Genomic DNA, 25,998 nt, shown 5'->3' on the forward strand with positions numbered 1-25,998 from the left:
GGCGCCTTATTTCCAGGCCGACGGGCTAAAGAGATAACCTTCGCCGCGAACCGTCTTGATGCGCTCGGCGGCGGCATCGTCGAACTTGCGCCGCAGCCGGGAAACGGCATTGTCGATGCTGCGGTCAAGTCCGTCGAATTCAATGCCGCGCATGCGGCGCAGGATGTCGTCGCGCGACAGCACATCCCCGGCGGATTCGGCTAGGATCAGCAAGAGCTTGAATTCCGAGCCGGTCATGGCGACCGGCGCATTTCTCCACGCCACGGTGCGGTCTTTTTTCGATATTGTCAGCGAGCCGAACAGCAGCGTTCCGTTTTCGATCTTGATTCCCGGCTGCCGCCGGCGCATCAGCGTACGCAGGCGCGCCAGCAGGATGCGCGGCGGAATCGGCTTGATCACGTAATCGTCGGCGCCCTGCTCGAGGCCCGACACTTCATCGAAGGCATCTTCGCGCGCGGTGAGGATCAGAATGGGCACATCGCTCACTTCGCGCAGCTGGCGGCATACCACCATGCCGTCCAGTCCCGGAAGCATCAGGTCGAGTATGACGATGTCGGGCTGCGATGCACGGAAGCGCTCCAGCACGATATCGCCGCGGGTAACCACTTCTACCTTGAATTCGTAGCTGCCGATGTATTCTCCCACCAGCTCGGCTATCCGCGGATCGTCTTCGACCAGCATCACATCAAACATCGTCTTCCCCTGTGCATTTACTTTGGATTCTAGCGCACGAATTCCGTAATGCTGACGGCTGCGACGTTTCCGTACGCACCGATACAGAAGCGTGACAATTCCCCCACGCTGTTGTGTATGACGCCGGTTCCGCTCATCCTAAGATGCCTTGGTCTGAACAAGGAGGGAAAAAATGACATTGAAGATCATTGCGTTAGGAACTTCGCTGGGGGTCGACGCCCAGTTCGCCGACGCCGCCGCACCCGACAAACCCGTGCCCAAATCGACTGCCGAAGTGAAGCGGGCCGTCAAGAGAATCCTCCGGGACAGGCATTTTCGAGGGGGCGCCGTCTTCAGGAACGGTGAAGTTGACTGGCAGGGCGACCTCCGCATGGCCGACGTCGCCGCCGGACACCGAGGGCACCCTGTTCCGCATCGGTTCGATCTCTAAGGGCTTCGTCGAGCTGGCATGCAAACGGGATTAAAATCATGCATGGGTGGTAGCAGGCGCTAAAACTATTAATTTTTTTTGATCGTCCATATGAAAACCAATTCCATAAACGAAGATCGCTTCCACTCCCTAGATGCAGTTCGTGCCTGTGCGCTCCTTGGCGGCATTCTGCTGCACGCGCTCATGTCTTACATGCCGGGTTTTCGGGAAGCCAATTGGCCGCTTTCCGACAATTCCACGAATGCCGGGTTGGGGGTCCTTTACTTCGTCATCCATCTTTTTCGGATGTCGTTGTTCTTTCTTATTGCCGGGTTCTTCGCGCGCCTTCTTCAACAACGTTTGGGGACAAAAGGCCTGATAAAAAACAGGTTGAGGCGCCTCGGATTGCCACTAATTGCCTTTTATTTTCTGGTCCTTCCGTTTGCTTTCATCGCTTTTATCTGGGGAATGCGGCAACTCGGTATACCAGGTGCCGGGAAGAATGCTGCTTTTCCACCCGTCATCGGCCCGCCGGTACCCTGGTTTCATTTGTGGTTCCTTTACCTGTTGCTGTTCATATGCTTGCTGGTGGTGGCGATGCGAGCACTGGTAATACGTCTCGATACGGGCGGTACGCTTCGCTCCACCGTCAGCCGACTGCTCGGCTGCGCGTTCAGCCTCCGTATTGCGCCGGTATTGCTGGGTGCGCCGGTCGCTGTATCGATGTTCGTTTCTCCGTGGTGGGTGCAATGGAACGGGGTACCCTCGCCGATCGTGGGACTCGTGCCTAACTTTCCTGGTTTGCTTGCGTACGGCACGGCATTTCTCGTTGGGTGGTTTGTGCAGCGCGAACAGGAGAATTTGCGCATTCTTGCGTCGGATTGGCATTTGTATGCGTTGGGGGCGGTAGCAGGCACCGCCGTCGCCCTGTATGTTGTCGGCATTACGCCGAAGTTCGGAATTGTCGAACTCAGCAGCGTAGAGCGCGCAGTCTATGCAGGTGCGTACATGTTCGCCCAATGGTGCGGAATGTTTGCTGTCATTGGATTGGCTGTGCGCTACCTTCAGGCCCCGAGCGCACGTTGGCGCTACCTCGCAGATGCATCGTACTGGATGTACCTGGTCCATTTCCCCATCGTCCTGCTGTTGCAGGCGTGGATGTTGCGTTGGCCGTTGCACTGGTCAATAAAGCTTTCGATGGTTCTTGTGATCACCAGTGTTCTGCTTTTCACAAGCTATCACTACTTGGTACGGTCAACCTTTATGGGTGTGTTCCTCAACGGGCGAAAGTATCCTCGTGTTCCCGGCAACTGAAGCTATTCAAGATTCATGTGTCTAAGGGCAGTACACCTTGGTATGCATACTGTTTAAATGATTTAACACATTAATCGATAGCGTCATGCAAGCGTACCCGTCCTCTTGGCCGTGAACGTCTGCTTCGGCTCGGCAGCCGCCTGTCGTGACAGTCAGTGACTTTTCGAGTTCGGCAACCTGCTATCCTTTGGCGACCGGCCGAGTTCGGCCACAAGCGGACCTTTAGCGAGACTGACCAGCCAGATAACGACAAGGGTAAGCCATGAACAACAACGACCTATGCCAAGCATTCCTCAATCGCGAGAGTGTCCCCGGTGTTGAGTACCAGCATAACGATTATGTTCGGATAATTGACGGGCCACATCGAGGTAAAGGCGGTTCTCTGGTGTCGTTACTCGCTATCGGAACAGAACCCCGATTCCTAGTCGAGCTTGAAGAGGGCGGCGACATCGAATTGCAGCAATCGCAACTCTGCTTGATTAGCCACGACAGATAGGTAGCGGTGTCCGCTTCGGGGCGGATTGCAGGGCGCGCCAGAATGGGCTGTCAGTGCTGGCATTGACTATAAGCTTTGGCAACTCGAACGCCTATTCGACGGTTCTAGTTCCGAGTAAACCCGCTTAACCCTCATGGCCCGTGACAGTCTGCTTTGGGGCGGGAGCTGCCTGTCGTGACAGTTCCAAAGTTTTTCAGCTTGGCAACATGGTATGCTAGCTCGACCGGCGGGAATCGGCCAAAGGCAGACATTTAGGGAAAATTGAATGCATTAGGAGTTGGAATTGCGGAAAGAAACCATTTTAATACGGAGCATGAAACTGCCTCGTAAGGAGGCATGGACATTCATTGTCGTATCTATTTTTGGACTAAGCTGTTTATTTATCGATGGCAACCGGTTAGGGTTTGGGCCAGTTGGGGTAATGGGTACTTCGATACTTGGGGTACTTATGCTGACATTGGGTTTTCTGCATTTGCTCCCCGAGCGATTCCTCCTCTACGGTGTTGAAATGAAGGATGATGGATTTGTCTTTCATCATCAGCTTCGAAGGACGAAATTCATTAGGTATAAATCGATTTATCAAATTGTCGCAAGTTCAATGATTGATGGCGGCGGCGAGTCCGCTTGCACACTTCGTGTGAAGTCCTTGGACGGTAACGCCAGACTTGAGGAAAACATCCTCTATGGCACCGCAATTCTCGATGCTTTGAAGTTGTTGCCCGGCTTTGATAATGAGGCTTGGTCTAAGTCTGATGTGCCGGAGGACTCGTTAATTTGGTCGACCATCGCAAAGAAAACGGTGATTCTTGAAAGACAGGTCCCTAGTTGATTTAAAATTGCAAGGTCGGCTTTGGGGCGGAAGCGGCCATACCGGACTGCCATAGCGCTTCGATCGCGCTCGCCGCATAATTATCACCATGACTCCCCTCTTCTTCCCGGATCCCCAGGCCTTCCGCGCCTGGCTTGAAACACACGCCGCCAGCGCCACCGAGTTGCTGGTGGGCTTCCACAAGGTCGGCTCGGGCCAGCCCTGCATGCGCTGGTCGGAATCGGTCGACGAAGCGCTGTGCTTCGGCTGGATCGACGGCCGCCGCACGCGCATCGACGACGATACATACTCGATCCGCTTCACGCCGCGCAAGGCCTCCTCGATCTGGAGCGTGGTGAACATCGCCAAGATGGACAAGCTGCGCGTCGCGGGAAAGATGACACCGGCGGGAGAAGCCGCGTTTGCGCTGCGCGTCGAGGCGAAATCCGGCATCTATGCGCACGAGCGCAGCGACGTGCCTGAATTGCCCGATGCCGAACGTGAGCGCTTCCAGCGGAACGCGGCGGCGTGGGACTACTTCCAGGCCGCGCCGCCCGGCTACCGCAAGACCATCCTGCACTGGATCACGAACGCAAAGCGGGAGGAGACGCGCAGCAGGCGGCTGGAGCAGTTGATGCAGGCGTGCGCGGCCGGCAAGCGGCTTGCTTGAACCGCGATCTGCCGCAAAAACGGGCTAAAGGGAAAAGCGGATCGGTCTAGAACGGTCTCGAATGCCGTGCCGGCCGGTCTAATCCGGTCCGTCCTCCGCGGAATAAGGCGATATCGGTCTCCAGCGCGGCGCAATGCCCATCAACGTCGTGGCTGTCCAGCGACAATGCCATGTCCCATGCCGGTTACACAACAATGTCTTGCCAGCCTCACTTCTTTTATTGATAATGCCATCTCATTATCACGTTGACCAATGCATATCGCGGGTCCGGTACCGGGACAAAGGCGCGTTGGCCACAGCATCGATCATTAAAAGAGGAGAATTATGAAGAACAGACCCGCGCTCAGGGATGCCGCCGCGGTCCTTGCAGTGATGCCGACTGTCCTGTGGGCCCAGGCGATGGACACCGATGCGCAAGTGGCGTCGCGCGAGATCGACAGCACGGTCACCATCGTCGCAAGCCGGGAGCTGGAAGTCCGGCCGGCGTTCACGCCGTCGCAGACCTTGTCCGGCGCCGAGCTGGTACATCGCCGGCAAGGCGGGCTTGGCGAGACGCTCGCCGGTTTGCCGGGCGTCCACCTGGACAGCTTTGGCGGCGGCGCGTCGCGCCCCGTCATCCGGGGACAGACCCTGCCGCGCGTCGAGATCCTGAGCGATGGCGCGGCCCTGTTCGACGTTTCCTCGGTGTCCCCGGACCACGCGGTGACGACCGACCCGCTCCTGCTCGACGCCATCGAGATAATCCGTGGTCCGGCTGCTATCCGCTACGGCGGGAACGCCGTCAATGGAGCGATCAACCTGATCGACAGTAAAGTACCGACCAGGCTACCGGCCGGTGGACTGGCCGGTGCGGCCGAACTGCGCTACGGCACCGGCGACAGCGAGAAGACTGCCGTTGGCCGCGTCACCGCCAGCATGGGCCGGCTGGCGATCCACGCCGAGGGCGTGCGCCGGCATGCCGACAATTACAAGGTGCCGGGCGCCTATGGCGCGAACGAGTTGCGCGATTCCTTTGCCGAGAACACCACCCATTCTTTCGGCACGTCGTGGATCACGTCGAAAGGCTACATCGGTGCTGCCTTCACACGCATGAAAAGCAGTTATGGACTGCCGGGCCACAGCCACCTGAACGGCGTGTGCCATACGCACGGCCTGGACCTGCATTGCGCGGCACACGGCGGATTCGACGACCCATTCGGCTCCCCCGACAGCCATACCGCATTCATCAAGCTGCGCAGCGACCGGTTCGATATCCGCGCCGATTACGAGGACCTGCTGCCGGGGATTTCCCATACCCGCCTGCGCCTGTCCCACACCGATTATGCGCATGACGAGATCGATGGCGCCATGCTGTTCACCCGCTATACCAACAAGGTCTCGGATGGGCGCCTCGAGCTGACACACCGGCCCTTGCTGGGCTTCACCGGCACGCTGGGAGCCCAGTACACGGACGGAACCTTCAGCGGCATCAATGTCGAGGATCTGCACGTGCCGTTTCCGGAAAATGCCTACGGACTTGTCCCGCCTTACCATCACCTCACCAAAAATGTCGGCCTGTTCCTGAGCGAGCGCCGCTCCTTCGGCGCCGTCGATCTCGAGCTCGCCGTGCGCAAGGACTGGCGCGAGATGCGCGCACCGGCGCCCAGGTTCCTTGCGACCATGACGCCCGAGTACGAAGCGATGTTCACGGAGTGGTACGGGAGCGATTGGCGCCAGGTCATCGAGTCCGAGGCGGTCGATGATTTTCACGCGAAGAATCCCACCACGAAGCACAATCCGTTCTCGGCGTCGGTGGGAAGCATCTGGAACATCGGCCAAGGGTACTCGGTGGGGCTTTCGTTCGGCCATACCGAGCGCGCGCCGAACGTACGGGAGCTCTACGCCCGTGGCAACAATCTCGCGACCAACAGCTATGAACTCGGGCTTGCGGTGAACAATCCGGTCTTCAAGGAGAGCAGGCGCGCTGTCGACGATGTGCTCGAGTCCACCGACTCGGTCGACCTGACATTTCGCAAGACCGGTGGTCCGTTCGAAGTCGACATCGGCGTGTTCTACCAGGATGTCAGCGATTATATTTTCGCGCGGCTGATCGAAACGGAAAACGAAACCGGCATTCCACACAACTTCCTGGCATACACGGCAGCCGATGTGCGCTTCGCCGGCATCGATGGGCTGCTGAGCTACCAGGTCACACCCGCTTCGCGCATCACGGTGTTCGGCGATCATGTTCATGCCCGGATGAAAAGCGGTAACGATCACCTGCCGCGGATTCCCCGCGGCCGTCTCGGCGCCCGCTACGAGCAAAGCTGGGGGCCTGTCTCGGCTGACCTCGAAGTTTCCCGCACATTCGGCCAGAGCCGCATCGCCTCCTACGAAACCGAGACCGCAGGCTACAACATGGTCAACGCGACGCTGGCATACCGGTTCGACCTGGGCATGCGAAAGCCGGTGGAGTTCTACGCGCGAGGCACCAACCTCACCAACGAACTCGCCTTTGCCCATACGTCTTTCGTGAAGAACCAGTCGCCGTTGCGGGGCCGCAGCATCGCTTTTGGGTTACGGTACGTGTTCTGACGAGCCTGTCAGAAGAACAATAACATCGTACAGTGTGACGCGATTCCGGCTTACGGCCGACACGGTACAGCTAGACCTGCTGGGCGAGGTTCCGGGGTGGCCTCACACACAGTTCACTATCGTCTCCCGCAGCCACTGATGCGCCGGATCCCGATGGGAACGCTCATGCCAGAGCATTACCATTTCATAGCCAGGAACTTCCACTGGTGGCTCTATGATTTGCAACGCTTTAGTACTCTGTACTAGACGCGAGGGCAACATGGCCACCAGGTCCGTACTGGCCAGGACCGTCATCATGAATAAGAACTGTGGCACGGAAAGTACCACCTTGCGCTTCAATCCCGCTTTTGCAAGCACCTCATCAGTCACTCCATAGAAACCGCCGCGATCTGGCGACACCATGACATGCTCCAGTTCGCAGAATTCCGCTAGCGTGAGTTGCGGATGCAAACGCGGATGATCCAATCTGCCAGCGAGTACATAACGCTCGGCGAAAAGCGTACGACGGCGCAGCCCAGGAGGTGAGCCTTCGCCAGTATGGAAGGCAAGGTCTATTTCACCCTGTTCAGCTTGTTTCGCAATATGTGACGGTACTAAATCCAGCACTGCAAGCCGCGTTGCCGGCGCCGCCGCCCGGATAGCGGCCATCGCAGGTAAAAGTATGGTCGCCCCACTGGAGTCGGAAGCGGCAACGCGCCAGGTATGTCTGGACTCTGCCGGGTCGAACGGACGGCCTGGCGTCACTGCGCGCTCCAAGGATTCAAGCGCGTCGCGCAAAGGCTGAAGCAATGCCTCAGCTTTTGCAGTGGGCTGCATTCCTCGCGGACCAGGGAGCAACAGAGGATCACCAAAGATTTCCCTGAGCTTGGCAAGGTGGACGCTGACCGAAGGCTGTGAATAGTTAAGCCGACGTGCTGCCCGGGTTACATTCCGTTCAGCCAATAGTACGTCGAGGGTGACCAGCAGATTCAGGTCAATCGTTCGTAAATTAAGCATCTTAATAGGTCGTATGTGGATAATTCATTTCCAATATACCTGACCCGGGCCTATCCTGCCGCTTCTCTTTATGTTGAAAGATCAGTTATGAACTTCCTTCTTGTCTATGCGCATCCAGAGCCCCAGTCCTTGAACGGAGCGCTCAAAGATTTCACCGTGCAGCGCTTGCAAAGCGCGGGACACCTGGTGCAAGTATCAGATTTGTACGCCATGCAATGGAAAGCGGTTATCGATGCCGAAGACACCACACAACGCTTGTCCAGGAAACGGTTCGATGTCGCTTTCGAATCCAAGCATGCTCTTGAAAACGGATTTCAAAGTGAGGATATTGCTCGCGAGCAGGAGAAGCTGCTGTGGGCCGATGCGGTAATTCTTCAGTTCCCGCTGTGGTGGTACTCCATGCCAGCGATCCTCAAAGGGTGGGTAGAGCGAGTATATGCATTCGGCTTCGCCTATGGCGTTGGCGAGCATTCCGACACACATTGGGGTAATCGTTTTGGTGAGGGGACTTTAGCCGGGAAGCGAGCTATGCTAATGGTGACAGCAGGTGGTTGGGATTCACACTACGGTCAGCGCGGCATCAACGGCCCAATCCACGACATGCTCTACCCTATCCAGCACGGTATCCTGTTCTATCCCGGCTTCGACGTGATGCCGCCGTTCGTGGTGTATCGCGCTGGCAGTACGGACAAGAGCAGGTTTTCTGATATCTGTGAGGAGCTCGGGCAACGACTCGATACTTTCTTCAGCGTAGATCCCATCGCGTTTCGTCCGCAAAATAAGGGCGAATATAAAATTCCAGCCCTTACTTTGCGAGACGACATTCTCCCCGGGCAAACCGGCCTGTCGATACACGTCTCGAATTCCAAGCACGAGAACGTGAATTAATCGCACATTCGGCGGTAACCACTTGTCTGCCCCCTCAAGAGAGGCAGAGCGCGCACGATCAGCGAGAGATGGGCGGCTTCCATCCAGTTGCGGCTAACTTCGTGACAACGGCAGTATCCCTGCTTCGTGCGCCGGGTGATGGATGGAACGTGGCCAGCCTGAAAAGGTGGGCTCGCACACTGAATGGGACAAGTACTGATGAATACCACTGCAAACAAGAATCTCGTAGGACGTTTTCTCAGCCACTTTGAAAAGGGCGCTATAAACGAGCTGCTCGATATGATGAGTGATGAGGCGACATGGTGGGTCAATGGCAAACCTCACTTGTTTGCTTTTGCCGGATCAAAAACCAAAGCTGAAATGCTGCCCGCCCTTAAGCAGCTCTTCGCCTTCTTTGACGATGGATTGAAAATGGAATTGAAGAGCTTGATTGGCGAAGGCGACATTGTGACCGTTGAGGCACGCTCTGATGGAGTAACGAAAAGTGGGAAACACTATGAGAATGAGTACCATATATTGTTTCGAATCCGTGATGGCGAAATCGTTGAAGTACGGGAATACACTGATCCCATGCATGCGGTCGAGGTGCTGCGCTAGCCAGGCATGGCGATCTTGTGATGATTTGCCCCCTTGACCTGTCGAGCGGAAAACCCGGTATGTCATCATCCTTCGCTTCGTTGACGAAAGACGCGCGCTGGATCGGCTATCTTCCCCCATTCACCAGAATCTGTTAAAGATTGCGCAACCCTGGCTTGCGAAACCAGACAAGTTCACTGTCCATCAAGACAATGATTTCTGGTTTAGCCCTCTATGGGACACCCTCGACCCAAGCGCAGCAAGCAGTGGATGCTATCCGTCGTTGCAGTATTCCCATTGAAAGTGTTCGTACCAAAACGAATCAGAAAATTGGCGCATCGGGCTGTTCCGTCTCTACCCGACGTGGCAATCGCTTCCTTATCTGCGTTGAGGATTTCGGGCTTGATGGTTTACTTTTTCATGCCGGCGCTGGTTCGCCTTGCCGGTGCCTGGCTAGAACGCTGGGGCAAGGCAGCGCATGCGCTGCGTATTATTGATCAAGAAATAAATTTTCCGTTCGCTGAGCGACCTCAGATTTCCCCTGGAGCTTCGGCATTTTCACTCAAAGAACGTTTCAGCCGGTAACTAATCTGGGGTCTGGTGATGCCCAGCAAGCGCGCCGCGCCGGACAGGTTTCCCTTGCAGCGCGCAACCGCTTCGCGCAACACCATGTTCTCTATGGATTCAAGCGACATTCCGCTATGCAGGATCTGGTCACATAAAGTGCTCGCACGTTCTTGACCAGGGTTTGCAAGTGCCCCTGCTTTGTCGACTGCAACACGCTCCTTCTTCGGAAGCACGAAGTTGGGAAACAAGTCCTGGCATTCGATCCAGTCACCTTGCGAGGCGAGTATTACTCCGCGCTCGATCATGTTCCCGAGTTCGCGTACGTTACCAGGCCAGCTGTATGCAACCAGTGCCTGCATTGCCTGGTCGGTCACACCTGCAACTCGCTTTTCGTGCAACGCACAGAACTTCTCGACCATCATCGAAACCATTGACGGGATATCGCTGCGGCGTTCCCGCAATGGGGGCACGAGGATGGGGTAGACGCTTAATCGATAATAGAGATCGGCGCGGAAGCGTCCAGCCTTGACCGCCTCCGGCAGGTCGACGTTGGTTGCCGCCACGATGCGCACATCGACTTTACGCGCACGGTCGTCCCCGAGCCGCTCGATTTCACCTTCCTGCAGCGCGCGCAGTAATTTTGCCTGCGAGGCCAGGGGCAGCTCGCCGAGTTCGTCGAGGAATAGCGTCCCTCCGTCGGCACGTTCGAACTTGCCTGCACGCGAGCTGGTGGCTCCAGTAAAAGCGCCCTTCTCTACGCCGAACAGCTCTGCTTCGATCAGGTCGTGAGGAAGGGCGGCGCAGTTGATTGTCACGAAGGGCTTGTTCGCACGCCGGCTCCGGTTATGAATAGCACGTGCGAAACGTTCCTTGCCGACGCCGGTCTCACCTGACAACAGTACCGTTACGTTGGTTTCAGCAGCTTTCTCGACGAGGCGATAGGCCAGTTTAAAGCTTGGCGACTCGCCGACCATATCCTCGAGGCTACGATATTTCTTCAGGCTACTGCGTAGCATTTCAACCTGGGACGAGAGTTCCAGCAGTTGAGACACGATAGATTCAGCTTCAAAGTAAGGCATGAACTCTTGCGCGTCAGGCCACTCCTCAACAGGCTTGCCGACGATCCTGCATTCTTCGTCTGCACAACCCATGCACTTCGTTTCCTTGAACAGGATAAAGCGCCCCATGAAGGCAGACGTATAGCCGGAAGCGTAGCCGATCAGACTCCAGCACACCGCATCCTTTTGCGGGCCAAAGGCATTGACGTGGACAGCTGCTTCCCAAGAATTACGCCAAATGAATTCTCCATCGAATTCACCCTTGTCGATGTCCATGTGGTAAAGAACAGGAATCACCTGCACCAAGCCCTCAAGCATGTGCACCTGTGGCCCTGTCGCAAACGCTTCCTCGATCGTCAGATTTCCACGAATCTTGCGAGCCAGCTCGGCGTCGCGCTTCCCGGACGCAAATCCCATACGGGTGAACATCCGCCGTGTGAATTCCTTACCGACTGAATTCATCATTTCTTCGCGCAAGCCGCCGAGTGACGCTGTATGAATCAACAGCATGCGGCTTTCTGCCAGCCAGATCGACCCGTCGTCTGGTGAAAAACGGATGAGCCTTCGCAGGTCCGAGTCGTCGGGGAATTTCATCATTTCTTTTCCTAATGTGATCTACGGACAGGGAAGCAGATCGTGCCATAACTAATTTTAACCATTTCGTCAACTTGATCCCATGAAAATGCGTGTGCCTTAACGAACTGGCATGGCATTTGTACGTGTATGTACCTGGTCGCGCACGCAACCGCCACGACACAGAAATGTGAAGCACGGCAGAGGCGGGAAGCTGGCGCTGATTCAAAGCAGGCGTGAACACGAGGTTCGCTTCCTCAATGCTCTATTTTGGTTGGTCGCTTTCACAGCGCGTCAACTATCACCTTTTCACGCATGGTCGTTCGAAACTCAGCGAACGATCTCAAGCGTGCTGAGGCGCAGGAAGGATCTGCAGTGTGCAGGCAACGCGGAATATGCCGGCTCATCGAAAATCTGGCGGCGCTAGGGAATGAAGGTACAAGGGGGAGTCTGGATAACGCTTGGTCGGGCAATTTCAATATTCAACTTTCATAACTCCGTTTTGACAATTGCATCGGAAAGCGATTTCACTGCCAACTTCTCAACCCTGCAAATAAGCACATGGTTTGATCCTAATCTTCTGCCGTGCTGCCGAAGCGCACAAGCAGCATATCGGTCAGGACGCGGACCTTGCGCGATGAATGCTGGCTCGGTGGACGGACGACGTAGATACCCGACGGTTGCGGAGGATAGCGAACCATCACCGGCACCAGCGCGCCCGATGCCAGGTGCTCGGCAATCACGCAATCGGAAAGGTAGGCCAGCCCAAGCCCCGCAACTGCGGCCGCGACCAGCGCGACAGGGTTATCGGCCTTGAAACTTCCCTGCGGATGCGCCACGATCGGCTGGTCGCCGTTCAGGAAGCGCCAGCTTTCTGTCCCTTGCATGAGGGATCGGTGACGGGACAGCTCGTCCGGCGTCTCGGGAGCGCCGAAGGCGTCGATATAGCTGGGGCTTGCCACCAGCTTGCCGTGAATGCTACCGACACGTCTTGCCATCAGGTTGGAATCCTGGAGATGGCCGCTCCGGACTGCGCAATCGAAACCTTCGCCGATGAGATCGACGATGCGATCGCTGTAGCTGGCCTGAATGCGCAGCAGCGGATGGCTGCGCGCCATGTCCGCGAGTACAGGGCCGATTTGCGACGGCCCGAACAAAATGGGTGCAGCGACGCGGAAACGGCCGCGCAAGGGGCCAGCGGGAAGGATGGTCTCCCGCGCCGAATCGAAGTCCGCCAGCATCCGGGCGGCGTATTCCCGGAACGCGGTTCCGGCCTCCGTAAGAGCGGCGCCCCGGGTGGTCCGCGCCAGCAGCTGGACGCCGAGCTCGGTTTCGAGCTTCGACAGCCTGCGGCTGACAACGGATTTCGACACGCCCAGACGATGCGCCGCGGACGAGATGCCGCCTGCATCGGCGACCTCGACGAAAGACTGAAGCTCTTCGATATCCAAGTCCGTCTTTCCTTTGCACTCAGGCGAGCGCGCCACCATCGGCGGTAAGGATGGCCCCCGTGATCACGCTGGCAGCCGGGCTGGCCAGGAACACCACCGCGTTCGCGACTTCCCTTGGCTCACCGAAGCGCCCCAAGGCCGTCATGCCGCGCTGGAAATCGGCAGCCGGGCCGTCTGCCGGATTCGCATCGGTGTCGGTGGAGCCGGGCTGCACGAGATTCACTGTGATTCCCTGCGGGCCGAGTTCACGCGCCAGGCCGCGGGTGAACGAGAGCAAGGCCGCCTTGGACATTGCATACGCCGTCACGCCCGGAAAGGGCACCCGCTCCCCCAGGCCCGAACCGATCGAGACAATGCGGCCCCCCGAGCCCAGGTGCGGGATGACCGCCTTGGCATACAGGAGCGGCCCGCGCACGTTGACATCCATCATCGCCTGGTAAGCGTCTATATCGAGGTCGGCAATCATTCCGTTGAGGCCGACGGCTGCGCTGTTGACGAGGATATCGAGGCCGCCAAGTGCATCGACGGCCAGGTCGACCGAACGCCCGATCGCTTCCGGGTCGGCGCTGTCGGCCTGGATCGCGATGGCCCGGCGGCCCAGCCCTTCGATGGAGGCGGCCATACCTTGCGCTTTGCCGGCTGCATTGCGGTAGGTGAACGCGACGTCGGCGCCGTTTTCCGCCAGTGCCAATGCGATCGCCGCGCCAATTCCGCGCGAACCTCCGGTCACCAGTGCACGCTTTCCCTTCAGATCAATCATTCCACCTCTCCATATTACAGTTGTCGGACTACACAAGGCATGCGCTGTCAATGTCATGCTTATAGTGCGGATCGTAACGCCCTGGAATGTGAACTCCTAGCCCCGACAATTACCACACTGTGTTGCGAAAAGCGGAACGCCTGTCGTGTAAGAACCTAGATCAGCTCGCCTTGAAGGTCGTCCTTCATGATCATGTAGAACAGCTGGTGCACGCGATGCCCTTGGAGCGGCTGACGCAATGCCGTTGTGCTATCCGTAATGCATCTGGACCGTGCCGGATCCAGGCAGTGGCGGCATCAGTCTTTCTAGACACCAGGCATAGTCGCGAACAACTCCCCGGAACCTCCTCTACGTACACATTGCATCTTTTCGTAGCGTTATGGATACGCTACCGAAAAAATTTATCAATTGATGAAACCAGGTTTCCCAAAATCAATGCTGCAATGCAGCATTTCTCCGCACGGAAAGCGGATTTTTCATCGAAGACGTGATGCTGCATTGCAGCACATATATCCCTGGCATGGCAGTTGCTATCGGAGCATGTACAACCGGCCGATGCATTGCTGACGGAAACACGTTCATACGAGTCGAACAAGCAGCCGGTTTGACCAGACTACCCTCTACTTTTACTCGTAACGAAAGAGAAAAATGAATACATTGATCATGACTACTGACGCAAGCCCTGCTCGCCATGGATTCGTGGCACCTGTGAGCTTGATCAGTAGCATCCTAATTGGCGCCACGGGCGTGTTCGCCCCATCTATTGCACTTGCTCAGGAAGAGCGCACAGCCCTCGCGGTCGTCAAGGAATTCCTCGAAAACACTGCACCAGACAAGGTAGGCGCTGCGGCCAAGCGCCTGGTCGCCTCCGACGCAACCTATGTCTCGCTGAACTTTGACAACCCAGAGCTGAAGAAGATCGAGCCTTGGGCGGGAACGTCGAAAGGCCCGGATGGATTCAGCAGTACCTTTAGCCGCGTAGCCAAATACTGGAAAATCGAAGACTTCAAGGTCACCGACATGTTTGGTAGCGGTGAAAACGTTGCCGTGTTCGGGACGTTCACGTACCGTTCAGTGGCCGTCGGCACATCGTTCCGTTCGCCATTCTCAATCCTTGCGAAAGTAAAAAACGGAAAGATTCATTATTTTCAGTTCATGGAGGACACCTATGCGTCCGCAGCGTCATTCCGCCAAAGCGGCAGCTGGATCGTGAAGACCGACCCGGGCGCCCCGGCATTCGAAGTTGGGAAAGGCAAGTGACAGGCCTTCGCCCGCGACATGAATCGGCCCGATCATGATCGACATCACGTCGCCTTTTTCACTATGACGAAAAGGATGGCGAACATCTTTTGTCCAGTGTTCCTCTGGCTCCAGACCAATTTTCTGTCTTCCTCGTCGTGACCTGATATGTCGGCTCAGCTTTGACTTCGGCATGCTCAGGTCCTTGCCTGTTGCCGTGAAGCCTTATTGCCTTCACAAAATTATTCATACCGTCATAAATCCCGATATGGGACATTGATGCCATTTGTGCATGCTATCCGCATCAGGCTTTACTAATAGGATTTCCAACCCAGGAGGGAAGCAAATGAAATCCATCGTCGGCGTCTTCAGCGCACCGCGTCCGCATTGGGTCGGGAACGGCTTCCCGGTACGCACCCTTTTTTCCTACCGCGACATGGCGCGGCATATCAGCCCGTTCCTGCTGCTCGACCATGCGGGGCCGGCAGAGTTTCCGCCATCGCCACAGCCGCGCGGCGTCGGCCAGCATCCGCACCGGGGCTTCGAAACCGTCACGATCGTTTACCAGGGTGAACTGGCGCACCGCGATTCCAACGGCGGGGGCGGCGTGATCGGTCCTGGCGACGTCCAATGGATGACGGCCGGATCGGGCATCCTGCATGAGGAATTCCATTCCGAGGCATTCGCACGCGCGGGAGGGATACTGGAGGCGGTGCAGTTGTGGGTCAACCTGCCGCGGCGCGACAAGATGGTGCCGCCCGCTTACCAGTCGATACGCGCTGCGGACATCCCCGTCCTTCCCCTGCCCCTCGAAGCCGGCCGGCTGCGCCTCATCGCCGGCGATTTTGCCGGCCGCAAGGGACCGGCACGCACCTTCACGGAAATCGATGTATGGGACTTGCTCCTGGATGCAGGCAAGACAGTCAGCCTGCCTCTGAAGGCGGGAAGGACGGCCTCGCTCGTTATGATCCGCGGCACCGCACTGCTCGGCGAAACCGACGTGCTCCGCAAGACCCAGTGGGCGCTGGCCGGCAACACCGGTACGATGCTGCGGATCGAAGCGAATACGGACTGCAGCATCCTGGTCCTGAGCGGCGAGGCGATCGATGAGCCGCTTGCCGGCCACGGTCCTTTCGTCATGAATACCGAGGCGGAGATACAGGTGGCGTTCAGCGACCTGCAAAGCGGCCGCTTTGGGCAGCTTGCCCTCCTGCCTCATCCGAGCGGGCACAGCGGTGCGGACGGAACGGGAGTATGAAAGTGGATATCGAGGTGCTGCAAACCTTCGTCGAGGTTGCCGGCGCAGGCGGCATTTCGCCGGCGGCGTCGCGGCTCAGCTTGTCAAAATCGGTCGTTAGCCGCCGTCTCGCCCGTCTTGAAGACGAGTTGGGACTGCAGCTACTGTCGCGCACTTCGCGTGGCGCTGCGCTGACCGAAGCTGGCTTGACCTTCATGCACTATGCGTCCCGGGCCTGTGCAGAGATGGATCTTGCGCGAGAAGCTATGCATCCAGAGGGCGAGCTGCGTGGACGGCTGCGTATCTCAGCACCACTGTCCTTCGGCTCGACGCATTTTGCACCTGTGATCGCTGAAATGGCGCGGCGACATCCACTGCTCAACATCCATACCTCATACAATGATCAGGTCGTCGATCTCATCGGGGAAGGCTACGATTGCGCGATTCGGCTCGGCTACCTGCAAGACTCAACCCTGGTCGCGCGACGCGTCGGTCCGATCTATCGAACGGTTGTGGCCAGCCCGGCCTACATCGCCGAGCACGGTTCCCCGGAGACACTGGAAGAACTCCACCACCATCAGGCCCTCATGCAGGGCACGGAAGCGTGGTATCTCATGAATGGAGATACCAGGGTCGCAGTGCGCCCGCAAGGGCGCTTCAAGGCTGACAACTGCACCGCCCTCCTTGCTGCCACGCTAGCCGGGCTGGGCATTGCTTGCCTTCCCACGGACCTGGTTCGCGAACACCTGAATGCCGGGTCACTGGTACCGGTCCTGTCCAATCACTCCCTGCCGCCGGCTGGCGCCTACGTAGTGCGTCCGCCCGGCCAGCGCACAACGCCGAAGGTGCGCATCCTCACCGAACTGCTGATCGAGTATTTCGACAAGACGCAGGCCACTTGAAGGGCCTGCATGTCTTTTATTGGCCGACATGCAGAACGTTCCGCGTCGCCCGATAGCGGCAGTTTGCCGCGAGATGCCGAAATCCGGCCGTGCGTGTCGAGGACATCCACTGCGCCGTCGACTTCCTTGTAACGCAGCCCTTTGTCGACGAGGAAGCGATCCGCCTGCTCGGCATCTGCGCACGGGGCGGCTATGCGGTGATTGCCTGCGCCCGGCGGGGGCGCCCATTCGAGGCGCCACTTAACGGAGTTCCTCTTCCACGGCTTCGCGCGACAGGCCGTACGCCAGGATGAAGACGCTGTACTCCATGCCGGTGCCGGTATCGGTCAGCGTTTCGATGCCGATCGTATCCATCGGACCGGATAGCGTGCCGCCGACCACCATCGGCTGGGCATCCAGTTGCTCGGCCAGCAGATAGCTGCCTTCCCCGACTTGCAAGCCAAAGCGTCCCGAAGCCCCGTCCCTCAGAACAACCCTGCCGTTCTGGTTCATATGCTCTCCGTTGAGATCTGCCGGGTAGCGCCACGTCGGCGTGTTGCCGGAACCAGGATTGTGCTGTCGTCCGTTCGTTGACGGTAGTAGCGGCAGACGACAAGCTGGGTTGCGCTCCCGGGAACGCCGGATGAGATGCCCGCGTTTTCAGGTGGCGTTGCGTGCCGCGCGACGCAACTTGCTGCCGGATGGCGCTACCGCAACGTGGTAAGGATCAGCACAATAGCCGTTCAGGCAATGCAGTATTCGCCCAGCCTGTCCCGGATCTTCATCCCACCACCGTATAGGAACGTTGAATCATGACCACCGAAAAAATCCGCAATCCGCATACCGATCATCTGCTGACTCCCGAGAATGCGGCACTGATCATCATCGATTACCAGCCGGTCCAGGTCTCGTCGATCCGCTCGATGCCACGCGATGAACTGGTGTTCAACATCGTGAGCACCGCGAAGGCGGCCCTGAATTACGAGCTCCCGATCATCCACTCGACCGTCAATGTCGCGACCGGCCGCAACAAGCCGCCGATCGCCGAGCTGCAGGGCGTGCTTGGACACCTGCCGACCTATGACCGTACGTCCATCAATAGCTGGGAGGACACCGAGTTCAAGGAAGCGGTCAAGGCGCTCGGCCGGCGCAAGCTGATCATGACCGCGCTGTGGACCGAGGCCTGCCTGACCTTCCCGGCGCTCGACGCGATCCAGGAGGGCTACGAGGTCTACGTGCCGGTCGATGCGGTGGGAGGCACCTCGCTTGCCGCGCACGAGGCGGCGCTTCGCCGCATGGAGCAAGCCGGCGTGACACTCATCAGCCGGGTCCAGATGTACTGCGAGCTTCAGCGCGACTGGTCGCGCGCCGCGACGGTGCCGGGTTTCATGGGCGTCTTCGAGAATTACGACGGCTTCAACGCCGAAAAGGCGATGCACGAAGCGGCCAGGAAGTAAGGGCATGCCCGATGGCGGCCGCGCTTGCGGCCGCCGGTGATCGAACATCAAGGGAAAAAGCGAATGAGCGAATTATTTATCGTTGTCGGGCTCAAGGCGAAAGAAGGCAAAGAGGACGAACTGCGCCGCGACCTGGCCAGCCTGGTCGCACCCTCGCGCAAGGAAGACGGCAACATCCGTTACGACCTGTTCGAAGACCAGGACGCGCCGGGTCACTTCGTGTTCGTGGAAGAATGGGTGTCCACCGAGGCGCGCGACCGGCACCACAAGCATGGTCCGCACATCCTGCTTTTTCACGAGAACGGCGTGAGCAATGTCGAGAAGACCGAGTTTGCACGCCTGCTCAAGCGCGTTACCTGAGCTCCCGCTCCGCTTCCACCCTAGCGGAAGCGGACGTTCGGCTGCTGCACGGGGTATCGTCGGGCAAGGAGCGGCATTGACTGTGCGTTCCTTGTAGCCGCCCGGGATCTCGGCCACCGATCCCGGCGCCATGTCGAGGTGCGCATAGAACAGGCGCGAATGGATCCTGGCGGCCGCGCTCAGGCCATGGGTGCTGCCGGCGATGAGCTGGCCTGACACGCATCTATGCGCACGAGCGCAGCGACGTGCCTGAGTGCCCGATGCCGAGCGTGAACGCTTCCAGCGGGACGCGGCAGCGTGGGACTACTTCCAGGCCGCGCCGCCCGGCTATCGCAAGACCATCCTGCACTGGATCACGAACGCGAAGCGGGAGGAGACGCGCAGCAAGCGGCTGGAGCAGCTGATGCAGGCGTGCGCGGCGGGCAAGCGGCTGACCTGACAAGCGACCTGCCGCGAAAACGGTCTAAAGGAAAAACGGCTCGGTCTAGATCGATCTCGAATGCCCGTGCCGGCCGGTCCAATCCGGTCCGCCCTCCGCCGGAAAAAGGCGATATCGGTCTAAAGGTCGGCGCACATCGCTGATTCGCGACCGTTTTAGACCGTTCTGGATAATTTTAGATCGATCTAGACCGCGCGCCGAAACAGGGTAGCGCGCAGGCGCAGTGCAAGGCGCGAACGCCGTGGGCGATGCCGGGTTTGCCTGGCCAAACTGGCGCGACGCCCGACGGTACGCTAGCGGCCAGCCGGCAGGCCAGCCAGGTACGCATGGATCTGGGACACCACCTGCGCGCCCTCGCCCACCCCGGCAGCCACCCGCTTGGTCGACCCGGCGCGCACGTCGCCGATCGCGAACACGCCGGGTACGCTGGTCTCCAGCGACAACCGCGCGTTTCCAGCCGCTCCTTCGGCAGGCGCCGTGACCGCGTCGCCGGTGCAGATGAAGCCCTGCGCATCGACCTCCACGCCGCAGTCGCCCAGCCAGTCCGTATTCGGCTCGGCGCCGATGAACAGGAACACCCGGCATACCTTGCATTCGCTTTCGCCGAGCGTGCGGTGGTTACGCCAGCGCACCGCATGCAAGCCTTCGTCATCGCCTTCCAGCGCCACGATCTCGGTGTGCGGATGCAGCACGATATTCGGCGTGGCGCGGATGCGTTCGATCAGGTAGGTGGACATGGTGGCCTTCAGGCCGTCGCCGCGCACCAGCATGTGGACCTTCGCGGCATGGGCGGACAGGAACACCGCCGCCTGACCCGCCGAATTGCCGCCGCCGACCAGGATCACCTCGGCGCCGGCGCACAGGTTCGCTTCGATGCGCGAGGCCCAGTAATAGATGCCGCGGCCTTCGAACTGCTTGATGTTGGCAAGCGATGGCCGCCTGTAGCGGGCCCCGCACGAGAGCACGACGGTGCGGCCCAGCACGCGCCGGCCGTCGACCAGTTCGATCGCCAGCGGCGACGCGTCGCAGGCCAGCTGCGCCGCCGCCATCGGAATGGCCACCTCGACGCCGAACTTCATTGCCTGCACGTAGGCACGCCCGGCCAGCGCGCCGCCCGATATCCCGGTGGGAAAGCCCAGGTAGTTCTCGATGCGCGCGCTGGCCGCGGCCTGGCCTCCGAACGCGCGCTGCTCCAGCGCCAGCACGGACAGGCCCTCGGAGCCCGCATACACGGAGGTCGCCAGCCCGGCGGGCCCGGCGCCGACCACGATCACGTCCCATACCTTGTCCGCCGGGAGCTCCGGCAGCATGCCCAGGCAGCGGCCCATGTCGGCGAAGGATGGATTCGTCTTCACGCTGCCGTCCGGGCAGACCACCAGCGGCCAGTCGTCTCCGGAGGGCCGGTAATGCTCGCACAGCGCCCTGGCGTTATCGTCCTCGCCCGGTTCGAGCAGCGTGTGCGGATAGCCGTTCGCCGTCAGGAAGCTTTGCAGGTGGAACACGTTCGGGTGTCCCGCAGGGCCGACCAGCACCGGGCCGCCCGAACCGGAATCGATCAGGTTCACGCGGCGCAGGATCAATGCCCGCACGATGCGCTCGCCCAGTTCGGCCTCGGCGATCACCAGCGCGCGCAGCTGGTCGGCGGGAATCACCAGCGCTTCGACGCGGCCGACCGCCGTCACGTTCACGAGGGACGGCCGGCCCGCCAGCTGCGACACCTCGGCCGTGAACTCGCCAGGGCCGTGTTCGACGACGAGGGCCGAGTTGCCCAGCCCGTCGTAGCGGTGCACGGCCATGCGGCCGGCCAGTACCAGCACCATGCCGAACGGCGTGAATCCCGCCTCCAGGATGCGCACGCCGTTGTCGAACGTGCGCACGGTACCGAAGCGGCGCAGCCGGTTGATTTCGTGCCCCGTCAGCACCGGGAAGATCTGGTGGCGCCGCTGTTCGATCGACGCCGCGATGGCCGGCACCTGCTCGTCGCGGCTCGCTTCGGACAGGAATTGCGGGGAATTGCCTTGCTGGTTCGCCATGATGGATCCACATGTGGGCTCGGATACCGGCAGTGTAGCGGATAGCAGGCTGCTCTTCAGCGCGCCCCGCCGGCTCCGTGGCGGCCCTTCCCCGTGCCGCTCCGTCAGTACGGACTGGCCGTCGGCCGCACGATGATCTCGCTGACATCCACGTCGGCCGGCTGCTCGATCGCGAAGTGGATCGTACGGGCGATTGCGTCGGGCTTGATCGCGATCTTGCGGAAGCCGCGCATTTCCTCGCGGCCGCCCGGGTCGGAGATCGATTCGGCCAGTTCCGACTCCACCACGCCGGGCGAGACGACGGTGACGCGGATGTCGCCGCCCACTTCCTGCCGCAGCCCTTCCGAGATCGCGGCGACGGCGAACTTGGTGGCGCAGTACACGGCGGCGGTCGGGCTGACGGTATAGGCGCCGATCGATGCCAGGTTGATGATCTGCCCGCTCTTCTGCCGCTGCATCACCGGCAGCGTGGCGGCAATGCCGTGCAATACGCCGCGCACGTTCACGTCGATCATGCGGTTCCACTCGTCGATCTTGAGCGCCTCCAGTTTCGACAGCGGCATCACGCCGGCATTGTTGACGATGACGTCCACGCGGCCATGCAGGCCGAGCGCGAAATCGACGAATCCCTGCATGCTTTCCAGGCTGGTCACGTCAAGCCTGCGCACCGCGGCCGAACCGCCTTCGGCCGTGATGCGGGCAGCCAGTTCCTCGAGGCGTTCGGTGCGGCGCGCGCCGAGGATGACGTGCATGCCGCGCGTGGCAAGGTGGGTGGCGGTGGCTTCGCCGATGCCGCTGCTGGCACCGGTGATCAGGACGACTTTACGTTCTGCTGCGTTCATGGTGTTCTCCGTGGTCGGTTGCGATGGATGCAGTATGGGCGTTCGCACCGGGCCGGGAAATATCCATTAATATTTGCCGGTTGCCTGATTCTCCAATCCCCGCTTCGACCCAGGATGCACCGTGAATCCACCTGAAAAAGACTCGCGCCAACGCCGTATCGTCGGCCTGCTGGAGCGGCTGGCGCCGCACGAAGGCTATACCCTGACGGCCCTGCCCGGCCTGAAATTCATGCGTGCCAACGAGAGCATTGCGCGCACGCCGGTGATGTACGAGCCCTGCATCGTCATCGTGTGCCAGGGGCGCAAGCGCGGCTTCACCGGTGGCCAGGGCTACGTCTACGATGCCAGCCATTACCTGGTGCTGTCGGTGCCGCTGCCCTTCGAATCCGAGACGGAGGCCAGTCCCGCGGAACCGATGCTGGCGGTCTCCGTGCCGATCGACCTGAAGGTCGCGGCCGAACTGGTGCTGGCGCTGGAACAACAGCACCGGCAACGGGCCGCGCAGCCGGTCGGCATCGTGTCGACGCCGCTCGACGATGCCATGAGCGACACCTTGCTGCGGCTGCTGGAGGCCCTGCAGTCCGATACCGACACCGCCATCCTCGGCCCGGCCATCGTGCGCGAACTGGTCTACCGGGCGCTGATCGGCCCGCAAGGCGGCGCCATCCACGCCGCGCTGACGCAGCAAAGCCACTTCGGCAAGATCGGCAAGGCGCTGCGGCGCATCCATGCGAACTACGACCGCCCGATCGATGTCGGCACGCTGGCCAGCGAGGCGGGCATGAGCGTGGCGGCATTCCATGCGCACTTCAAGGCGGTCACGCAGACCACGCCGATCCAGTACCTGAAGACCACGCGCCTGCACAAGGCGCGGCTGCTGATGGTGCAGGACGGCCTGACCGCGGCCACGGCCTGCCACCGCGTGGGCTACGAAAGCAGCTCGCAGTTCAGCCGCGAATTCAAGCGCTTCTTCGGGCGCACGCCTGCCCATGAAGCGGCGGAGATGAAGAACGCGCTGATGCAGATGCCCGCGCAATCCACCGCCGCCATGACGATGCAGTGAATCGGCGATGTGCATGCAAAAGCCCACCGGCAGGCAAGCTGCGGGTGGGCTTCGGTCTTGCGTGGTGCACGCTGCGGCGGCGCCCACGCTATCTGCGTGGTGCGCGCCGGCGTGCATGCTGGCCGGTCAGATCGCGCGGATATTGCCCGCTTTTTCGCCTTTAGGGCCGGTCGAGCGTTCGAACGACACGCGCTGGTTTTCGGAAAGGCTCTTGAAACCTTCCGATTGAATATCCTGGAAATGGGCGAACAGATCGCCGCCGCCTGCGTCAGGCGTAATGAAGCCGAAGCCCTTGGAATCGTTGAACCATTTTACGGTGCCGGTTTGAGTAGTCATTTATTCAGTCCTTTAAATATTGCATGGGCAAGACGCCCGGGTGCACGGTCGACCAAGAGGGATAACGGAGGAAATCAAACAGGACCGCCAGATGGCCCGGAGGCATATGGCAAGGCGGGAGAGAAAGACCAACAATAACAACGACTTGATGTAGTGCCAGACGAAAGATACAGGACATGCCGCGAAAAGCCTAATTATTTCGGATTTATTTTCGACGTCCCCTTTTTCGCACGGTCGCCATATTTATCGCCAGGTAACTGATATTATCGGAACCCGAGCGATGCGGCTGTTGCGGAGCCGGGAATAAAACAAGGCAACACCAATATGACAAAATCCCGGCTCGCCTGTTTCATACGCGGGAATATGGAATCGATCCTGCAGGCATGGGAAGATTTCGCCCGCACCATCGAGCCGCCGGCGCTGACCATGAGCGATATCGACCTGCGCGACCATGCGCGCCAGATGCTGCTCGTGTTTGCCGACGACCTCGACACGAAACAGTCGCACGAGGAAAGCGCCGCGAAGGCCGTCGGCCTGGGCAAGCGCGGCGATGGCGATACGGCGGCCGAGGTCCATGCCGAGGCGCGCCTGCTGTCCGGCTATACGGTCGTGCAGCTGGTGTCCGAGTACCGGGCGCTGCGTGCCAGCGTGCTGGCCCTGTGGGCTGCGGAAACGGATACTTGCCAGGGCACGTCGATGGCCGACATGACCCGCTTCAACGAGGCGGTCGACCAGGCCCTTGCCGAGTCGGTGGCCCGTTACGAACGCCTGGTCAAGCAATCGCAGAACATGTTCCTCGCCATCCTCGGCCATGACTTGCGCAATCCGCTCGGCACGCTCGTCACCGGCTCCAGTTACCTGATGCAGGCCGCCGACATGCCGCCGAAGCATGTGCTGGTTGCCACGCGCATGTTCAACAGCGCCAAGCGCATGAGCAGCCTGATCAGCGACCTGATCGACTTCACGCGCACGCACCTGGGTCCCGGAATCCCGATCCGCGCCAGGCATGGCGACCTGGCGGCCGTCTGCGGCCAGGTGGTCAACGAGTTGCGCACCTGCCATCCGGACCGGCACATCGAACTGAACGAGCCGCGTACGCTCGATGCCTTCTTCGATGACGGCCGCATTGCCCAGATGCTGTCCAACCTGATCGGAAATGCGCTGCAGCACGGCAGCGCGGACGGCCCGGTCAATGTCCGCATCACCGTCGGCGACAGCGTGTCGGTGGTCGTCAACAACCGGGGACCGGTGATCCCCCCCGAAAAGATCGCCAGCATCTTCGATCCAATGGTACGCATCGCCGCCAGCGCCGGCACCGACTACACCGAGCGCACCAGCCTCGGCATCGGCCTGTTCATCGCGCGCGAGATCGCCCACGCGCATGGCGGACGGATCGACGTGCGCTCCGACGCGGTCGACGGCACGACGTTTACGGTGACGATGCCCAGGTGGGCCGGTGCACGGCAGAGCCCGGGCCTGCCCTGAACGCCGGGACAGTCACACCTTGCTCCAGCCGATGCACCCCGCCGGCAGCCCGGTGCCGCTGACCAGTACCGCGCCGTGCCGGTAGAAGCGCCAGCGCCGTTCCTTCGGCACCGCCACCAGCACCACGCCCATCGGGCGATCCGTCCAGACCAGGCGCGCATCGCTGGCATCGAGCGCGTCGAACACCTGCGCCGGCGTGGTGCCCGGCGCGAAGACGACCGCCGTGAATTGCTGCCCGGGCGGCTCGCGCAAGGCCCAGCCGCCGGCCACCGCGGTGCCGATCGCCAGCACCAGCAGGGCCGCGGTGGGGCTGCCGGGCCCGGACGGCCGGCCGCGCAGCCGGAACCCGAGCACCATCGGCACCAGCCCGAACGCGGCCAGCCACAGCAGGTCCCACAGCAGCGGATCGGGCGTGTCGAGCCGCACGCGGTGCAGCTGCAGCAGCCAGTGCGCCAGCCCGATGTCGAGCAGGTTCCAGGCGCCGAAGCCCAGCAGTACGGCGCCCGCCAGCGCCGTGTTGCCAGGCGCCGGGACGCCGCGGCGGCGGGCCCGCCACAGCCCCCACAGGCCGGCCAGCGCCAGCACGTACATGAGCACGTGGAAATAGCCGTCCCACATGACCTGCAGCCGCAGGTCGTCCATGCCGGGCACCAGGCTCAGCAGATGATGCCACTGCAGCACCTGGTGCAGCAGGATCCCGTCGAAGAAGCCGCCCAGGGCGATCCCCAGCACGATACTCCATGTCATCCAGGGCGATTTCAGCATCGGCCAGCTCCATTCACATTTCGTTACG

Annotated in this window: 26 protein-coding genes; 16 read left to right on the top strand and 10 right to left on the bottom strand. The window is 60.2% G+C overall.

The window, feature by feature from the left end; translation table 11 throughout:
- Positions 1-6: 6 nt before the first annotated feature.
- Entirely contained in the window at positions 7-693 is a 687-nt protein-coding gene (locus tag ACY34H_RS10960) for a response regulator (protein ID WP_464977523.1), read from the bottom strand.
- 172 nt (positions 694-865) lie between these two features.
- On the opposite strand from ACY34H_RS10960, the gene ACY34H_RS10965 reads away from it, so the two are divergent.
- From ACY34H_RS10965 to ACY34H_RS10985, 5 genes are all read left to right on the top strand, one after another.
- The gene (locus ACY34H_RS10965) at positions 866-1,123 is read left to right on the top strand and encodes a hypothetical protein (RefSeq protein WP_464977524.1); all 258 of its coding nucleotides are present in this window, start codon (positions 866-868) and stop codon (positions 1,121-1,123) included.
- Positions 1,124-1,213: 90 nt separating this feature from the next.
- Positions 1,214-2,416, top strand: coding sequence for an acyltransferase family protein (locus tag ACY34H_RS10970; protein WP_464977525.1), 1,203 nt, complete (start codon positions 1,214-1,216; stop codon positions 2,414-2,416).
- A gap of 809 nt (positions 2,417-3,225) precedes the next feature.
- Positions 3,226-3,741 carry a hypothetical protein gene (locus tag ACY34H_RS10975; protein WP_464977526.1) on the top strand — a complete coding sequence of 172 codons (516 nt, stop codon included), beginning with the start codon at positions 3,226-3,228 and terminating at the stop codon, positions 3,739-3,741.
- Positions 3,742-3,829: 88 nt separating this feature from the next.
- Positions 3,830-4,390 carry a YdeI/OmpD-associated family protein gene (locus tag ACY34H_RS10980; protein ID WP_464977527.1) on the top strand — a complete coding sequence of 187 codons (561 nt, stop codon included), beginning with the start codon at positions 3,830-3,832 and terminating at the stop codon, positions 4,388-4,390.
- A 324-nt stretch (positions 4,391-4,714) separates the two neighbouring features.
- Positions 4,715-6,964: a TonB-dependent receptor domain-containing protein gene (locus tag ACY34H_RS10985; RefSeq protein WP_464977528.1), complete on the top strand. Its 2,250-nt coding sequence runs from the start codon at positions 4,715-4,717 to the stop codon at positions 6,962-6,964.
- A 102-nt stretch (positions 6,965-7,066) separates the two neighbouring features.
- On the opposite strand, the gene ACY34H_RS10990 is transcribed toward ACY34H_RS10985, so the two are convergent.
- The gene (locus tag ACY34H_RS10990; protein ID WP_464977529.1) at positions 7,067-7,960 is read right to left on the bottom strand and encodes a LysR family transcriptional regulator; all 894 of its coding nucleotides are present in this window, start codon (positions 7,958-7,960) and stop codon (positions 7,067-7,069) included.
- Between the two features lie 87 nt (positions 7,961-8,047).
- On the opposite strand from ACY34H_RS10990, the gene ACY34H_RS10995 reads away from it, so the two are divergent.
- Together ACY34H_RS10995 and ACY34H_RS11000 are read left to right on the top strand one after the other, a co-directional pair.
- A complete protein-coding gene (locus ACY34H_RS10995) occupies positions 8,048-8,848 on the top strand; it encodes an NAD(P)H-dependent oxidoreductase (RefSeq protein ID WP_464977530.1) in 801 nt (266 codons plus the stop codon).
- Between the two features lie 198 nt (positions 8,849-9,046).
- Complete coding sequence (locus ACY34H_RS11000; protein WP_464977531.1) at positions 9,047-9,445, top strand: nuclear transport factor 2 family protein; 399 nt, start codon at positions 9,047-9,049, stop codon at positions 9,443-9,445.
- Between the two features lie 509 nt (positions 9,446-9,954).
- Here ACY34H_RS11000 and ACY34H_RS11005 read toward each other — a convergent pair.
- From ACY34H_RS11005 to ACY34H_RS11015, 3 genes are all read right to left on the bottom strand, one after another.
- The gene (locus ACY34H_RS11005; protein ID WP_464977532.1) at positions 9,955-11,646 is read right to left on the bottom strand and encodes a sigma 54-interacting transcriptional regulator; all 1,692 of its coding nucleotides are present in this window, start codon (positions 11,644-11,646) and stop codon (positions 9,955-9,957) included.
- A gap of 548 nt (positions 11,647-12,194) precedes the next feature.
- Positions 12,195-13,073, bottom strand: a complete 879-nt coding sequence (locus ACY34H_RS11010; protein WP_464977533.1) for a LysR family transcriptional regulator — start codon at positions 13,071-13,073, stop codon at positions 12,195-12,197.
- Positions 13,074-13,092: 19 nt separating this feature from the next.
- A complete protein-coding gene (locus ACY34H_RS11015; protein WP_464977534.1) occupies positions 13,093-13,833 on the bottom strand; it encodes an SDR family NAD(P)-dependent oxidoreductase in 741 nt (246 codons plus the stop codon).
- A 648-nt stretch (positions 13,834-14,481) separates the two neighbouring features.
- On the opposite strand from ACY34H_RS11015, the gene ACY34H_RS11020 reads away from it, so the two are divergent.
- From ACY34H_RS11020 to ACY34H_RS11035, 4 genes are all read left to right on the top strand, one after another.
- On the top strand, positions 14,482-15,093 hold the full coding sequence (locus ACY34H_RS11020; RefSeq protein ID WP_464977535.1) for a nuclear transport factor 2 family protein: 612 nt from the start codon (positions 14,482-14,484) through the stop codon (positions 15,091-15,093).
- A gap of 325 nt (positions 15,094-15,418) precedes the next feature.
- Positions 15,419-16,330 carry a pirin family protein gene (locus ACY34H_RS11025; protein ID WP_464977536.1) on the top strand — a complete coding sequence of 304 codons (912 nt, stop codon included), beginning with the start codon at positions 15,419-15,421 and terminating at the stop codon, positions 16,328-16,330.
- Positions 16,327-17,211 (top strand): LysR family transcriptional regulator, encoded by an 885-nt coding sequence (locus tag ACY34H_RS11030; RefSeq protein ID WP_464977537.1) that lies wholly within the window; start codon positions 16,327-16,329, stop codon positions 17,209-17,211. Before ACY34H_RS11025 ends, ACY34H_RS11030 begins: the two co-directional genes overlap by 4 nt.
- An 89-nt stretch (positions 17,212-17,300) precedes the next feature.
- Positions 17,301-17,504, top strand: coding sequence for a hypothetical protein (locus ACY34H_RS11035; RefSeq protein ID WP_464977538.1), 204 nt, complete (start codon positions 17,301-17,303; stop codon positions 17,502-17,504).
- Here the strand turns inward: ACY34H_RS11035 and ACY34H_RS11040 are convergent.
- A complete protein-coding gene (locus tag ACY34H_RS11040; protein WP_464977539.1) occupies positions 17,452-17,703 on the bottom strand; it encodes a hypothetical protein in 252 nt (83 codons plus the stop codon). The two genes, ACY34H_RS11035 and ACY34H_RS11040, sit on opposite strands and share 53 nt — an antisense overlap.
- Before the next feature lie 299 nt (positions 17,704-18,002).
- Here ACY34H_RS11040 and ACY34H_RS11045 point away from each other — a divergent pair, with 299 nt between their 5' ends.
- From ACY34H_RS11045 to ACY34H_RS11055, 3 genes are all read left to right on the top strand, one after another.
- The gene (locus tag ACY34H_RS11045; RefSeq protein WP_464977540.1) at positions 18,003-18,647 is read left to right on the top strand and encodes a hydrolase; all 645 of its coding nucleotides are present in this window, start codon (positions 18,003-18,005) and stop codon (positions 18,645-18,647) included.
- A 63-nt stretch (positions 18,648-18,710) separates the two neighbouring features.
- Positions 18,711-19,007, top strand: coding sequence for a putative quinol monooxygenase (locus tag ACY34H_RS11050; protein WP_464977541.1), 297 nt, complete (start codon positions 18,711-18,713; stop codon positions 19,005-19,007).
- A 253-nt stretch (positions 19,008-19,260) separates the two neighbouring features.
- Positions 19,261-19,446, top strand: coding sequence for a YdeI/OmpD-associated family protein (locus ACY34H_RS11055; RefSeq protein ID WP_464977542.1), 186 nt, complete (start codon positions 19,261-19,263; stop codon positions 19,444-19,446).
- A gap of 293 nt (positions 19,447-19,739) precedes the next feature.
- Here ACY34H_RS11055 and ACY34H_RS11060 read toward each other — a convergent pair whose 3' ends face one another.
- Both ACY34H_RS11060 and ACY34H_RS11065 read right to left on the bottom strand, forming a co-directional pair.
- Positions 19,740-21,479, bottom strand: coding sequence for an FAD-dependent oxidoreductase (locus ACY34H_RS11060; protein WP_464977543.1), 1,740 nt, complete (start codon positions 21,477-21,479; stop codon positions 19,740-19,742).
- 104 nt (positions 21,480-21,583) lie between these two features.
- Entirely contained in the window at positions 21,584-22,321 is a 738-nt protein-coding gene (locus ACY34H_RS11065; protein ID WP_464977544.1) for an SDR family oxidoreductase, read from the bottom strand.
- Between the two features lie 121 nt (positions 22,322-22,442).
- On the opposite strand from ACY34H_RS11065, the gene ACY34H_RS11070 reads away from it, so the two are divergent.
- Positions 22,443-23,384 carry an AraC family transcriptional regulator gene (locus ACY34H_RS11070; RefSeq protein WP_464977545.1) on the top strand — a complete coding sequence of 314 codons (942 nt, stop codon included), beginning with the start codon at positions 22,443-22,445 and terminating at the stop codon, positions 23,382-23,384.
- 126 nt (positions 23,385-23,510) lie between these two features.
- On the opposite strand, the gene ACY34H_RS11075 is transcribed toward ACY34H_RS11070, so the two are convergent.
- Entirely contained in the window at positions 23,511-23,720 is a 210-nt protein-coding gene (locus ACY34H_RS11075; RefSeq protein WP_130185255.1) for a cold-shock protein, read from the bottom strand.
- A 363-nt stretch (positions 23,721-24,083) separates the two neighbouring features.
- On the opposite strand from ACY34H_RS11075, the gene ACY34H_RS11080 reads away from it, so the two are divergent.
- On the top strand, positions 24,084-25,205 hold the full coding sequence (locus ACY34H_RS11080) for a sensor histidine kinase (protein ID WP_464977546.1): 1,122 nt from the start codon (positions 24,084-24,086) through the stop codon (positions 25,203-25,205).
- A 12-nt stretch (positions 25,206-25,217) separates the two neighbouring features.
- Here the strand turns inward: ACY34H_RS11080 and ACY34H_RS11085 are convergent, their stop codons facing one another.
- Complete coding sequence (locus ACY34H_RS11085) at positions 25,218-25,970, bottom strand: DUF2243 domain-containing protein (protein ID WP_464977547.1); 753 nt, start codon at positions 25,968-25,970, stop codon at positions 25,218-25,220.
- Between the last annotated feature and the right edge of the window lie 28 nt (positions 25,971-25,998).

The organism is Pseudoduganella sp. jia 9, assembly GCF_055502615.1.